We start from the raw sequence: 12,313 nt of genomic DNA, 5'->3' as shown, positions 1-12,313 counted from the left end.
CGGCCGTGGACGACCGCAGTCGCCGGCGCCCCGCCTCGCGGACCCTGGAGGCGCTGGGCCTGGACGTGGCGCCGCGCGAGCAGCCGCTGGTCTATCCCGGCGCCTGGCCCGCGGACTCCGGTCTCCTGGACGGGGACCACCTGCTCCCGCTGGACGACTTCGCGTGCGGCGACCGGACGCCTGTGCTCGCCGCGGGGTCCAACGCCTGCCCGGCCCAGCTCCGGCACAAGATGGCCGAGCGCGGGCTCACCTCTCCCGTGCCGATGGTGCGCGCCCGGGTGACCGGCCTGGACGTCGGCGTCTCCGCGCACGTGAGCCGCATGGGGTACGTGCCCGCCTCCCCGATCTCCGCGGTCCGTGCGGTGCGGGAACTGTTCGTGCTGTGGCTGGACGCCGCGCAACTGGCCGTCGTCGACGCCGGCGAGGGCGTGCCGCTGCCGCAAGGCAACTACCACCGGGTGTGGCTCCCCGCACCGGACGTGCGGGTCGAGCCGGCTCGGGGCAGGCCGCTGCCGGGGGTGTTCGCGTACGTCTCCCGGCACGGCGTGCTGCACGACGGCGGTGGGACGCCGCGCGTCCTTCCCCGGCAGCGGCCGCTGCTCACCGAACTGCTGGCGGGCTCCGCACGGCTGCGGGAGCTGTTCGGCGCCACGCCGGAGGACTTCTGCGCGCGGGCCCGCGCCGACGCGGCGCGGTGCGCACGGGGCACGAGGCTGCTCGCCGAGGAGCGGTGGGTGACGGACTCCGGGCTGGAGCGGTACGTACGGGCCGACGAGGCGGGCGGCCGGGCCGGGCGTCCGGACGGCGCGGGACGGGCGCGTCCCGGGGCGGGGGCGCCGCCGACCGGGCGCTGAGCCCGCCACGGCCCCCGCGGGCGGCCGGCGCGCGGCGGGGTGCCGGTGGGTGGCGGCCGGTCAGCCGGCGGACGCCGTGAGGTCGCCGCGCCGCGGGGCCGCGAAGCCCTCCAGGGCGGACCGGCCCAGTCCGCTCGCGGCGGTCACCTCGGCGGCGTCCAGGGCGCCGCAGTCCAGGCCGCGCAGCAGGTAGCCGCTGAGCGCCTTGGCGGTCGCGGGCTCGTCCATCACGTCGCCGCCGGTCCGGTCGGCGTAGCGGGCGAGGCGTTCGGCGGCCTGGCGGAAGCCCTCGCGGTAGAAGGCGTAGACGGCGGCGTAGCGGGTGGGCAGGTGGCCCGGATGCATGTCCCAGCCCTGGTAGTAGGCGCGGGCCAGGGCGCGGCGGGTGAGGCCGTAGTGGAGGCGCCAGGCGTCGTGGACCCGCGCGGTGGGGCCGACCGGCAGGACGTTGGTGGAGCCGTCCGACACGCGTACGCCGGTGCCCGCGGCGGCCACCTGCATGACCGCCTTGGCGTGGTCGGCGGCCGGGTGGTCACTGGCCTGGTAGGCGGCGGAGACGCCGAGGCAGGCGCTGTAGTCGAAGGTCCCGTAGTGCAGTCCGGTGGCTCGGCCCTCGGCGGCCTGGATCATGCGGGCGACGGTGGCGGTGCCGTCGGCGGCGAGGATGGACTGGCTGGTCTCGATCTGGATCTCGAAGCCGATGCGGCCGGAGGGGATGCCGCGGGCCTTCTCGAAGGCCTCCAGGAGGCGGACCATCGCGGTGACCTGTTCCGGGTAGGTCACCTTGGGCAGGGTCAGGACCAGGCCGTCGGGCAGGCCGCCGTGCTCCAGCAGGCCGGTGAGGAAGATGTCGAGGGTGCGGATGCCGCGGTCGCGGACGGGGGCCTCCATGCACTTCATCCGGATGCCCGTGTAGGGGGCTGCCGTGCCTTGGGCGTGGGCCTCGGAGATCAGGCGGGCGGCGCGGGCGGCCGCGGCGTCCTCCTCGGCGTCGGGGCGAGGGCCGTAGCCGTCCTCGAAGTCGACGCGCAGGTCCTCGACGGGCTCGTGGTGCAGTTTGGCGCGGACCCGGGCGTACACCGGTTCGGCGAGTTCGTCCGGCAGGCCCAGCACGGCGGCGAGGGACGACGCGTCCGGGGCGTGCTGGTCGAGGGCGGCGAGGGCCCGGTCGCCCCAGTCGCGGAGCGTGCCGGCGTCGAAGGCGTCGCCGGGGACGTAGACGGTGTGGACGGGCTGGCGGGTGCCGGGGTCTCCGGGGTAGCGGCGCTCCAGTTCGGCGTCGACCGGGGCGAGGGAGGCGCTGATCTCCTCACTGACGGCGCCCGCGAGACTCGTCGCCACCTTCTCCTGCTGGCCCTGACCCATCCCACACCCTCCATTTTCCGCTATACGGAATCAACAATCCGTAGAATGAAGTTATCGGTGCTTCTTCTCGCAGGTCAACACCCCGTCCACGGTGCGGCCCCCGCCGCGCCCGGACAAACCGGGCCCCCGCCGCGCCGGGACAGACCGAGGCCCCCGCGGCCCGAGGGGGCGCCGCTGGAGGGTTCCAACAGCGCCCCCGGGGATCGCGGGGGCCTCGGCCGGTCCGGGAGGATCAGCCCTTGCGGGTCTTGATCTCCTCGGTGAGCTGCGGGACGACGTCGAACAGGTCGCCGACGACGCCGTAGTCGACCAGCTCGAAGATCGGGGCCTCGGGGTCCTTGTTGACCGCCACGATGGTCTTCGAGGTCTGCATACCGGCGCGGTGCTGGATCGCGCCGGAGATGCCGTTGGCGATGTACAGCTGGGGCGACACGCTCTTGCCGGTCTGACCGACCTGGTTGGTGTGCGGGTACCAGCCCGCGTCCACCGCGGCGCGCGAGGCGCCCACGGCCGCACCGAGGGAGTCGGCGAGCGCCTCGATGATCGGGAAGTTCTCCGCGCCGTTCACCCCGCGGCCGCCGGAGACCACGATCGCGGCCTCGGTCAGCTCAGGACGGCCCGTCGACTCACGCGGCGTACGACCGGTGACCTTGGTGCCGGTCGCCTGGTCGGAGAAGGACACCGACAGCGCCTCCACCGCACCGGCGGCCGGCGCCGCCTCGACGGCCGCGCTGTTCGGCTTGACCGTGATCACCGGGGTGCCCCTGGAGACGCGGGACTTGGTGGTGTAGGAGGCGGCGAACACCGACTGGGTGGCCACCGGGCCCTGCTCGGAGGCCTCCAGGTCGACGGCGTCGGTGATGATGCCGGAGCCGATGCGCAGCGCCAGGCGGGCGGCGATCTCCTTGCCCTCAGCGGAGGAGGGGACCAGGACCGCGGCCGGGGACACGGCCGCGTGGGCGGCCTGGAGCGCGTCGACCTTCGGTACGACGAGGTAGTCGGCGTACTCGGCGGCCTCGTGGGTGAGGACCTTCACCGCGCCGTGCTCGGCGAGGGTGGCGGCGGTGTCACCGGCACCGTTGCCCAGCGCGACCGCGACCGGCTCGCCGAGGCGGCGGGCCAGGGTCAGCAGCTCCAGGGTGGGCTTGCGGACGTCGCCGTCCACGTGGTCGACGTAGACGAGAACTTCAGCCATGGGAATGCTCTCCTGCTTGCGAAAGATGAGGGGCGGTCAGCGACGGCGCGCTCAGATGAACTTCTGGCTCGCGAGGAACTCGGCGAGCTGCTTGCCGCCCTCGCCCTCGTCCTTGACGATCGTGCCCGCGCTGCGGGCCGGACGCTCGGTCGCGGCGTCGACCGCGGTCCAGGCGTTCTCCAGGCCGACCTCGTCGGCCTCGACGTCCAGGTCCGACAGGTCCCAGGACTCCACCGGCTTCTTCTTGGCCGCCATGATGCCCTTGAAGGACGGGTAGCGGGCTTCGCCCGACTGGTCGGTGACCGACACGACGGCCGGCAGGGAGGCCTCCACCTGCTCGGTCGCGGCGTCGCCGTCGCGGCGGCCCCTGACGACGGCGCCCTCGACCGCGACCTCGGACAGCAGGGTGACCTGCGGGACGCCCAGGCGCTCCGCGAGCAGCGCCGGCACGACGCCCATGGTGCCGTCGGTGGAGGCCATGCCGGAGACCACCAGGTCGAAACCGGCCTTCTCGATCGCCTTGGCCAGCACCAGCGAGGTGCCCAGGGCGTCGGTGCCGTGCAGGTCGTCGTCCTCGACGTGGATCGCCTTGTCGGCACCCATCGACAGCGCCTTGCGCAGGGCGTCCTTGGCGTCCTCCGGGCCCACCGTCAGGACGGTGACCTCGACGTCGTCGTCGGAGTTCTCCGAGATCTGCAGGGCCTGCTCGACGGCGTACTCGTCCAACTCGGAGAGCAGACCGTCCACGTCGTCCCGGTCGACGGTCAGGTCATCGGCGAAGTGCCGGTCGCCAGTGGCGTCGGGCACGTACTTCACGGTGACAACGATCCTCAAGCTCACGCCGGCTCTCCTACTGCATCGTCATTTCTCGACTGCCTGCTTCCAGGCAGCATAGGCGCCTGAAGCGGCCGATTCCGGTCCGGGGCGACCCGCGCTCCGACCGAAATATTACTCGCCAGTACACCCATCTCGTGCCCGCTAAGCAAGCGCTTTGAACTGTGACCTGTGCAACGCAGCGTAACCGGAACCGGACCGGCCCGCAGGACGAAGGGCCCGTGATCAATCACGCAGCGCGGTGAAGCGGCCCTGGTGGTAGAGGAGCGGGCGGCCGGGACCCGCGGAGTCGCCGACGGCGATCTCGGCGAGCACGATCCGGTGGTCGCCGGCGGGCACCCTCCCGACGATCCGGCAGACCAGCCAGGCCGGCACGCCGTCCAGCAGCGGCACGCCGTGCGGCCCCTCCTGCCAGGCGGTGGGGGCGCCGAAGCGGTCGGCGCCGCTGCGGGCGAAGGTCTCGGCGAGCTCACGCTGGTGCTCGCCGAGTATGTGGACGCCGACGTACTCCGCCTGTGAGACCGTTGGCCAGCTCGACCCGCCGGTGCCGATACCGAACGACACCAGAGGAGGATCGGCCGAGACGGAGGTGAGGGAGGTGGCCGTGAAGCCGACCGGGTCCGCGGCGCCCCCCGCGGTGATGACGGCGACGCCCGCGGCATGGCGCCGGAAGACGGAGCGCAGGAGTTCGGGAGAGGCGAGTCGGCGGGCGGCGAGGTCGGACGTGGCCGTCACGGAGGTGTCCTTCGGGCAGGAGGGGCGAGCGGACGAGTGGTTTCTCAACAACCCGGACAGCACGCGCTCGCGGTGCGCGCGAGGTCGATGTGGACCCGCTCGTGGAGAAGGAGTTCCGGAGGCACGAGGCCAGGCTGACGATGATTGACGTGCACAGTCAAGCAGGTTCCGCGATGTGGGAGATGGGTCACCCGGAGCGGTCGGTGGTTCGTCCGGCCTCCACCGCCTCCCCGAGGGCCGCGATCACGTCCGCCTTGCGCGGCTGCCCGGTGGCCCGCCGCACGATCCGTCCGGCGGCGTCCAGCACCAGCACGGTCGGGGTCTCACGGACACCGAGCGCACGGACCAGTTCCAGCCGCGCCTCGGCGTCGATCTCGACATGGACCACGCCGGGCACCATGCCGGCCACCTCGCCCAGAACCCGCCGGGTGGCCCGGCAGGGTGCGCAGAAGGCACTGGAGAACTGGACGAGGGTGGCCCGCCGGCCCAGTTCCCCACCCAGTGCGGCCGCCCGGAGCCGCTGTCCCTCGTCGCGCCCGTCCACCCGCGCACCTCCGCTCCGCCGCGCACCCGCCGCCTCTTCGCCCCGCGCTGCCGCCCGCACGGGCGGGCCGGCGACGCGGCCGCCTTCCGGTCACATCCCTACCAGCGTTCCCCGCCGTGCGGGGATTCCCCGAGGTCAGGCCGCAGAGCGGACACCCGTCCGGGCACCGGGAGACCACCTCCGAAGACCCGCGAAGAGCAGACGGAACGCAACCCCGAGGCGGGTCCGGGACCGTACGTGACGAGAATCTCGCCGTTCACCGGCACCAGGACTGGCTACCCGGTCGTTCATGGGGCACGATCTGCGACAAGTCGTCAACCTACGGCTGCGTAACTTTCCCGCCGGGAGCTTCCCGTCCCTGGCCGGGAGTCCCTGACAGAGAAAAAGGAAGGGGCCGCCCCGCCCATGGCCGAACTCGTCTACCGTCCCGTCATCGGTTTCGCCCGGACCCTGTTCAAGGTGTGGGACCTCAAGATCGACTGCAGGGGTTCGGAGAACATCCCGCGCTCGGGCGGCGCCGTGCTGGTGAGCAACCACATCAGCTACCTGGACTTCGTCTTCGACGGTCTCGCAGCCCTCCCGCAGAAGCGCCTGGTGCGCTTCATGGCGAAGGAGTCCGTCTTCCGGCACCGGATCTCCGGGCCGCTGATGCGCGGGATGAAGCACATCCCGGTGGATCGCACACAGGGCGACGCGGCCTACTCCCACGCCCTGGACTCGCTGCGTTCCGGTGAGGTGGTCGGGGTCTTCCCGGAGGCCACCATCTCGCAGTCCTTCACGCTGAAGAGCTTCAAGTCCGGTGCGGCCCGACTCGCCCAGGAAGCGGGCGTTCCGCTCATCCCGATGGCCGTGTGGGGCACCCAGCGGCTGTGGACCAAGGGCCGTCCGCGGAACTTCCGGCGCAGCCACATCCCGATCACCATCCGGGTCGGCGAGGCGGTGGAGGCGCCGCGGGACCAGTACGCGGGTGCCATCACCCGACGGCTGCGGGAGCGCGTGCAGGAGTTGCTGGAGGCCGCCCAGCGGGCGTACCCCGTCCGCCCCAAGGGCCCGGACGACACCTGGTGGATGCCGGCCCATCTCGGCGGCTCGGCTCCGACACCGGAGCAGGTACGGGCCTCCGAGACGCGCTGACCGGAGACCCGCGCCCGGCATCCGGAGTCCGGCGTCCGACCGGAGACCCGCGCCGGGCCTCCGGCGACCGACCCGCGCCGGGCCGCCGGCGACCGACCGGCGCCGCGCACCGGTACCGCATCGCCGGTACCGGCGCGCGGCGGTACCGGCGAGGCGCCGCGCGCCGGTACCGCACGGCGGACCGTTCGCCGGCGGAACCGTCCCGGTGCCGCCGCGGGTGCCCCCGGGCGGCCGGCAGGGCGGCAGGGGATGCAGGCGGTGCGGCAGCGCCGGTCGGGCAGCCGCGAGGCCGGCCGCGCCCGGCCGGGCAGCCGCATGCCGGGACCCGGGCCCCGAGCGTCACGACTGCTCGGGTGCCCGGGTCGCGGCACTCGCGGCGGAATCCGGCCCCGCGGCGGGGCGTCAGCGCGCCATCTCCTCCTTGAGGGCGGCCACGAACGCGTCCACGTCGTCCTCCGTGGTGTCGAAGGCGCACATCCAGCGGACCACGCCCTCGGTCTCGTCCCAGAAATAGAAGCGGAAGCGCTTCTGCAGGCGCTCACTCACCTCGTGCGGCAGCCTGGCGAAGACGCCGTTGGCCTGCACCGGGTAGAGGATCTCCACCCCGTGCACGGCCCGCACGCCCTCGGCGAGTCGCTGCGCCATCTCGTTGGCGTGCCGGGCGTTGCGCAGCCACAGGTCCTTGGCCAGCAGTGCCTCGAGCTGCACGGACACGAAGCGCATCTTCGAGGCGAGCTGCATGGACAGCTTGCGCAGGTGCCGCATGTGCTTCACCGCGTCCTGGTCGAGGACGACGACGGCCTCCCCGAACAGGGCGCCGTTCTTCGTCCCGCCCAGGGACAGGAGGTCGACGCCGACCGCGTTGGTGAACGTCCGCATGGGGACGTCCAGGGAGGCGGCCGCGTTGGCTATCCGGGAGCCGTCCAGATGCACCCGCATGCCGTGGGAGTGCGCGTGCTCGCAGATCGCGCGGATCTCCTCGGGCGTGTAGAGGGTGCCCAGTTCGGTGCTCTGCGTGATCGAGACGACCTGCGGCATCGCCCGGTGCTCGTCGTCCCAGCCGTACGCCTGCCGGTCGATCAGCTCGGGCGTGAGCTTGCCGTCGGGCGTCGGCACGGTCAGCAGTTTCAGGCCGCCCATGCGCTCGGGCGCGCCGCCCTCGTCGACGTTGATGTGGGCGCTCTCCGCACAGATCACCGCGCCCCAGCGGTCGGTGACCGCCTGGAGCGCGACGACGTTGGCTCCGGTGCCGTTGAAGACCGGGAAGGCCTCCGCGGTGGGACCGAAGTGGCTGCGGATGATCTGCTGGAGGTGCTCGGTGTACTGGTCCTCACCGTAGGCGACCTGGTGGCCTCCGTTGGCGAGGGCCAGGGCGGCCATCACCTCCGGATGGGCCCCGGCGTAGTTGTCGCTGGCGAAACCGCGGACCTCCGTGTCGTGATGGCGACGCGCGTCGGTCCTGGGGGGGTTCACGGCCTCTCGGTGAGCCACAGGCGCTGTCCGTTCACTTCCGCGGCGGGCTTGTCCCAGACGCCGATGATCGCCTCGGCGAGGTCCTTGACGTCCGTGAAGCCCGCGAACTTCGCGTTGGGCCGGTCGGCGCGCATCGCCTCGTGCACCAACGCCTTCACCACCAGGATGGCAGCCGCCGAGGTCGGGCCCTCGGCGCCCTCGGACTTGCCGGCCTTGCGGAAGTAGTCGGCCATGGCGAGCGTCCACGCCTCGGCCGCGGCCTTGGCCGCGGCGTACGCGGCGTTGCCCGCGGTGGGCTTGCTGGCTCCGGCGGCGCTGATCAGGAGGTACCGGCCGCGCCGGCTGCGCTGCAGCGGCTCGGAGAACGCCAGGGAGGTGTTCTGCACGGTGCGGATCAGCAGCAGCTCCAGGAAGTCCCAGTCGTCCAGGCTGGTCTTGATGAAGGTCTCGCTGCCGCGCCAGCCGCCCACCAGGTGGATCAGGCCGTCGACGCGGCCGAACTCCTTCTCGGTGCGGACCGCCCAGTCGCGGGTGGCCTCCAGGTCGAGCAGGTCGACGGTCTCGCCGGTGACGGTCGCGCCGCCGGACGCGTAGCGTGCCGCGTCCACGGCCTCGGCGAGCCGTTCCGGGTCGTTGTCGGCGCCGACGACGGTGGCGCCCGCCTCGGCGAGTCGGAGCAGCGCCGCCCGACCGGCCGGTCCGCCCGCGCCGGCCACCGCGATCACCGCACCGCTGAGAGCCCCGTTCCCCATGTTCCTCGCCTCCTGAGCAGTGTTCTCGGCACGCCCGCCGCTCACGCGGCGACCCGCTCGCCGCTGTCCGCGGTGATGCCCCGGGTGGAGGCGATCACCTTCTTCAGTTTCTTGGACAGCGCCTCATAGAACATGCTCAGGGGAAACTCGTCCGGAAGCACCTCGTCGACGAGCTTGCGCGGCGGCAGGCTCAGGTCCAGGGCGTCCGGTCCCTTGGCCCAGGTGGAGCCCGGGTGCGGGGAGAGGTAGGTGGAGACCAGTTCGTAGCCGGCGAACCAGTGCACGAGCTTGGGCCGGTCGATGCCGTCGCGGTAGAGGGTCTCTATCTCGGCGCAGAGCCGGTTGGTGACCTGCGGGGCGCGCTCCCAGTCGATGGACAGCTTGTTGTCCGTCCAGCGCACCACGTCGTGCTTGTGCAGGTAGGCGAAGAGGAGCTGGCCGCCCAGGCCGTCGTAGTTGCGCACCCGCTCGCCGGTGACGGGGAAGCGGAACATGCGGTCGAACAGGACCGCGTACTGCACGTCGCGGGCCTGGGGAACGCCGTCGGCCTCGAGCTGGACGGCCTCCCGGAAGGCGGTCAGGTCGCAGCGCAGCTCCTCCAGGCCGTACATCCAGAACGGCTGCCGCTGCTTGATCATGAAGGGGTCGAAGGGCAGGTCGCCGTGGCTGTGGGTGCGGTCGTGGACCATGTCCCACAGCACGAAGGCCTCTTCGCACCGCTTCTGGTCGTGGACCATCGCCGCGATGTCCTCGGGCAGTTCGAGGCCGAGGATGTCGACGGCGGCGTCGGTGACGCGGCGGAAGCGGGCGGCCTCGCGGTCGCAGAAGATTCCGCCCCAGCTGAAGCGCTCCGGGGCCTCGCGCACGGCGATGGTCTCGGGGAAGAGCACGGCCGAGTTGGTGTCGTAGCCCGCGGTGAAGTCCTCGAAGGTGATGCCGCAGAACAGCGGGTTGTCGTAGCGGGTGCGCTCCAGTTCGGCCAGCCAGTCCGGCCAGACCATGCGCAGCACGACCGCCTCGAGGTTGCGGTCGGGGTTGCCGTTCTGCGTGTACATCGGGAAGACCACCAGGTGCTGGAGGCCGTCCGCGCGCTCGGCGGCGGGCTGGAAGGCCAGCAGCGAGTCCAGGAAGTCGGGTACCTCGAACCCGCCCTCGGCCCACCGGCGCAGGTCCTTGACCAGGGCCTCGTGGTACCGGACGTCGTGCGGGAGGAGCGGTGCGAGCTCCTGCACCGCCTCGATCACGAGGCCGACGACGCGCTCCGCCTCGGCGGGCTCCGGCGCACCCTCGGCCTCGAAGTCGATCGAGCCGTCCTTCGACTGCCAGGGTCGGATGCTCTCCACGGCATCCTTGAGCCGGGGCCAGGCAGGATGCTCCACCACCCTACTCACCGGAGGAAACCGCCCCTCCGAACCCGTCTGCACAAGAATTTCCGTCATGTCCCATCCTCCACAGGAGAACCTCGCGTAGGACCACCGTAGGCGTAGGTGGTTTCTCCCAGCAAGTGGGCCCCCGGGAAATTCTCCTGCCGGTACTGGCCATCACCGCATTTTTTCCTGCGCTCCTGCGTTGGAGCGGTTCCGTCCGGACGCGCGCGTTCGGTCGGGTGCAGCGGGCGGCAGGACGGCTAGGCTGCGGGCACCGCCGCGTGGGATCTCCCACCGCCGCCGTCGACGGAAGCAGGTGAAGCCTTGAACTTCCTCACCATCGGTCACCGCGGAGTCATGGGCGTCGAGCCCGAGAACACCCTCAGGTCCTTCGTCGCCGCCGAGCAGGCCGGGCTGGACATGATCGAACTCGATCTGCACCTGAGCAAGGACGGCGCCCTCGTCGTCATGCACGACGCCGCAGTGGACCGGACGACGGACGGGGCCGGACCGATCGCCGAGAAGACCGTCGCCGAGCTGCGGGCGCTCGACGCGGGCCTCGGGGAGCGGGTGCCCCTCTTCGAGGAGGTGCTGGACGCGGTGTCGGCACCGCTGCAGGCCGAGATCAAGGATGTGCGGGCGGCGCGGAAGCTTGCCGGGCTGATCCGCGAGCGGGACCTCGTGGGGCGGGTGGAGGTGCTGTCCTTCCACGACGAGGCGGTCGCCGAGGTCGCCCGGCTGGTGCCGGGGGCCCGCACCGCGCTCGTCGCCGAGCACTACGGGCCGGAAGTGGTGGACCGGGCGGTCGCGGTGAGGGCCGGGGCCGTCTGCCTGGACATCCAGCGGGTCACCCTGGAGGTCGTCCAGCGGGCACGCAGGTCGGGGCTGCGGGTCCTCGCCTGGGTGGTGAACACCCAGCAGCACCTGCGGCTGGTGCGCGCCCTGGAACTGGACGGGGCCACCACCGACTACCCGGACATCAAGCGCACCGGCCGCTTCACCGCCTGAGCGTCACCCCAGCGGCTTGACCAGCAGCTCGAACTCCAGGTCCGGCCGCTGCGGGATCCCGAAGCGCTCGTCGCCGTACGGGAACGGGCTCGTCCTCCCCGTACGGCGGTAGCCGCGCCGCTCGTACCAGGCGATGAGGTCCTCGCGCACCGAGATCACGGTCATGTGCATCTCCGTCGCCCCCCACCACTGCCGCACCCGGCGCTCCGCCTCCGCGATGATCAACTTGCCCAGGCCCGCGCCCTGGAGCGCCGGCCGCACCGCGAACATCCCGAAGTAGGCGTGCTCACCGCGGTGCTCGAGCTGGCAGCAGGCGATGACGACGCCGTCGCGCTCGACGGTCAGCAGGCGACCGTCCGGCGACTTGATCACCTGCCGAACGCCCTCGGGGTCGGTGCGCTGCCCCTCGAGTATGTCCGCCTCGGTGGTCCATCCGGCCCGGCTGTCGTCCCCGCGGTAGGCGGACTCGATCAGCCCGACCAGCGTGTCCACATCGGCTTCGACGGCGTCACGGAAGTTCAGTCCGCTGGCGGTGGATTCCATGGGGTGCGTCTCCGTTCCTCGGGCGCGGCGTTTTTGCCCGATGGAGGGTAACTGTGCCATTAGGCTCCGGATGCATGGTGCACGTACTGAGCAGCCGGACGCTTCTGCGCCCCTCGGACCCCGAGCGGTCCCGGGCCTTCTACGGCGAGCGGTTGGGGCTGGCCGTCTACCGGGAGTTCGGTACCGGGCCGGAGCGCGGCACGGTGTACTTCCTGGGCGGCGGCTTCCTGGAGGTCTCCGGGCGCTCCGAGGACCCTCCGTCGCCGCACCTGCGGCTGTGGCTTCAGGTCGAGGACGCGGACGCGGCGCACGAGGAACTGCGGTCCAAGGGCGTCGACATCGTGCGCCCGCCGGTGCGGGAGCCCTGGGGGCTGGTGGAGATGTGGATCGCCGACCCGGACGGCACGCCCATCGTGCTGGTCGAGGTCCCGGCGGACCATCCGCTGCGGCACCGGCCGGGGATCTGAGGCCGCGGCGGCCGCGGCGGACGCCGGCCTGCCGCCGCACCT

The 12,313-nt window shown here is 72.2% G+C and carries 14 protein-coding genes; 4 read left to right on the top strand and 10 right to left on the bottom strand.

Translation table 11 applies throughout. The features are described 5' to 3' along the window. Window positions 1-5 precede the first annotated feature (5 nt). Window positions 6-854, top strand: coding sequence for a hypothetical protein (locus tag ACL02U_RS13380; RefSeq protein ID WP_412790991.1), 849 nt, complete (start codon window positions 6-8; stop codon window positions 852-854). A gap of 60 nt (window positions 855-914) precedes the next feature. Here the strand turns inward: ACL02U_RS13380 and ACL02U_RS13375 are convergent, their stop codons facing one another. From ACL02U_RS13375 to ACL02U_RS13350, 6 genes are all read right to left on the bottom strand, one after another. After that, window positions 915-2,219, bottom strand: coding sequence for a DUF6986 family protein (locus tag ACL02U_RS13375; protein ID WP_412790990.1), 1,305 nt, complete (start codon window positions 2,217-2,219; stop codon window positions 915-917). A gap of 232 nt (window positions 2,220-2,451) precedes the next feature. Continuing rightward, window positions 2,452-3,414 (bottom strand): electron transfer flavoprotein subunit alpha/FixB family protein, encoded by a 963-nt coding sequence (locus ACL02U_RS13370; RefSeq protein WP_412790989.1) that lies wholly within the window; start codon window positions 3,412-3,414, stop codon window positions 2,452-2,454. A 51-nt stretch (window positions 3,415-3,465) separates the two neighbouring features. Beyond that, window positions 3,466-4,254: an electron transfer flavoprotein subunit beta/FixA family protein gene (locus ACL02U_RS13365; RefSeq protein ID WP_412790988.1), complete on the bottom strand. Its 789-nt coding sequence runs from the start codon at window positions 4,252-4,254 to the stop codon at window positions 3,466-3,468. A gap of 219 nt (window positions 4,255-4,473) precedes the next feature. After that, window positions 4,474-4,983 carry a flavin reductase family protein gene (locus tag ACL02U_RS13360; protein WP_412790987.1) on the bottom strand — a complete coding sequence of 170 codons (510 nt, stop codon included), beginning with the start codon at window positions 4,981-4,983 and terminating at the stop codon, window positions 4,474-4,476. Between the two features lie 44 nt (window positions 4,984-5,027). Next, a complete protein-coding gene (locus tag ACL02U_RS13355; protein WP_412791056.1) occupies window positions 5,028-5,108 on the bottom strand; it encodes a putative leader peptide in 81 nt (26 codons plus the stop codon). Window positions 5,109-5,170: 62 nt separating this feature from the next. Beyond that, window positions 5,171-5,587, bottom strand: a complete 417-nt coding sequence (locus ACL02U_RS13350) for a TlpA family protein disulfide reductase (protein WP_412790986.1) — start codon at window positions 5,585-5,587, stop codon at window positions 5,171-5,173. 345 nt (window positions 5,588-5,932) lie between these two features. Here ACL02U_RS13350 and ACL02U_RS13345 point away from each other — a divergent pair, with 345 nt between their 5' ends. Further along, window positions 5,933-6,661 carry a lysophospholipid acyltransferase family protein gene (locus tag ACL02U_RS13345; protein WP_412790985.1) on the top strand — a complete coding sequence of 243 codons (729 nt, stop codon included), beginning with the start codon at window positions 5,933-5,935 and terminating at the stop codon, window positions 6,659-6,661. Between the two features lie 402 nt (window positions 6,662-7,063). On the opposite strand, the gene ACL02U_RS13340 is transcribed toward ACL02U_RS13345, so the two are convergent. Genes ACL02U_RS13340 through ACL02U_RS13330 form a run of 3 tightly spaced genes read right to left on the bottom strand, consistent with a single transcriptional unit; the run spans window position 7,064 to window position 10,325 of the window. Beyond that, window positions 7,064-8,134, bottom strand: a complete 1,071-nt coding sequence (locus ACL02U_RS13340) for a threonine aldolase family protein (protein WP_412790984.1) — start codon at window positions 8,132-8,134, stop codon at window positions 7,064-7,066. Continuing rightward, window positions 8,131-8,886 (bottom strand): SDR family NAD(P)-dependent oxidoreductase, encoded by a 756-nt coding sequence (locus ACL02U_RS13335; protein ID WP_412790983.1) that lies wholly within the window; start codon window positions 8,884-8,886, stop codon window positions 8,131-8,133. The genes ACL02U_RS13340 and ACL02U_RS13335 overlap by 4 nt, the downstream gene beginning before the upstream one ends. Window positions 8,887-8,927: 41 nt before the next feature. Further along, complete coding sequence (locus ACL02U_RS13330; RefSeq protein WP_412790982.1) at window positions 8,928-10,325, bottom strand: DUF6421 family protein; 1,398 nt, start codon at window positions 10,323-10,325, stop codon at window positions 8,928-8,930. Window positions 10,326-10,577: 252 nt separating this feature from the next. On the opposite strand from ACL02U_RS13330, the gene ACL02U_RS13325 reads away from it, so the two are divergent. Then, entirely contained in the window at window positions 10,578-11,261 is a 684-nt protein-coding gene (locus ACL02U_RS13325) for a glycerophosphodiester phosphodiesterase (protein WP_412790981.1), read from the top strand. A gap of 3 nt (window positions 11,262-11,264) precedes the next feature. Here ACL02U_RS13325 and ACL02U_RS13320 read toward each other — a convergent pair whose 3' ends face one another. Further along, window positions 11,265-11,804, bottom strand: coding sequence for a GNAT family N-acetyltransferase (locus tag ACL02U_RS13320; protein WP_412790980.1), 540 nt, complete (start codon window positions 11,802-11,804; stop codon window positions 11,265-11,267). A gap of 74 nt (window positions 11,805-11,878) precedes the next feature. On the opposite strand from ACL02U_RS13320, the gene ACL02U_RS13315 reads away from it, so the two are divergent. Continuing rightward, window positions 11,879-12,271: a VOC family protein gene (locus ACL02U_RS13315; RefSeq protein ID WP_412790979.1), complete on the top strand. Its 393-nt coding sequence runs from the start codon at window positions 11,879-11,881 to the stop codon at window positions 12,269-12,271. The last annotated feature ends 42 nt before the right edge of the window (window positions 12,272-12,313 follow it).

The sequence above is a fragment of the Streptomyces sp. MS06 genome, from assembly GCF_047200655.1.
Taxonomy (GTDB): Bacteria; Actinomycetota; Actinomycetes; order Streptomycetales; family Streptomycetaceae; genus Streptomyces.
This window is presented reverse-complemented; position numbering and strand designations above follow the sequence as displayed.

Excerpts from the sequence above, each read along its gene's own strand:
- ACL02U_RS13375 (WP_412790990.1), bottom strand. The coding sequence starts at position 2,219 with ATGGGTCAGGGCCAGCAGGAGAAGGTGGCGACGAGTCTCGCGGGCGCC.
- ACL02U_RS13370 (WP_412790989.1), bottom strand. The coding sequence starts at position 3,414 with ATGGCTGAAGTTCTCGTCTACGTCGACCACGTGGACGGCGACGTCCGC.
- ACL02U_RS13345 (WP_412790985.1), top strand. The coding sequence starts at position 5,933 with ATGGCCGAACTCGTCTACCGTCCCGTCATCGGTTTCGCCCGGACCCTG.
- ACL02U_RS13335 (WP_412790983.1), bottom strand. The coding sequence starts at position 8,886 with ATGGGGAACGGGGCTCTCAGCGGTGCGGTGATCGCGGTGGCCGGCGCG.
- ACL02U_RS13330 (WP_412790982.1), bottom strand. The coding sequence starts at position 10,325 with ATGACGGAAATTCTTGTGCAGACGGGTTCGGAGGGGCGGTTTCCTCCG.
- ACL02U_RS13320 (WP_412790980.1), bottom strand. The coding sequence starts at position 11,804 with ATGGAATCCACCGCCAGCGGACTGAACTTCCGTGACGCCGTCGAAGCC.
- ACL02U_RS13315 (WP_412790979.1), top strand. The coding sequence starts at position 11,879 with ATGGTGCACGTACTGAGCAGCCGGACGCTTCTGCGCCCCTCGGACCCC.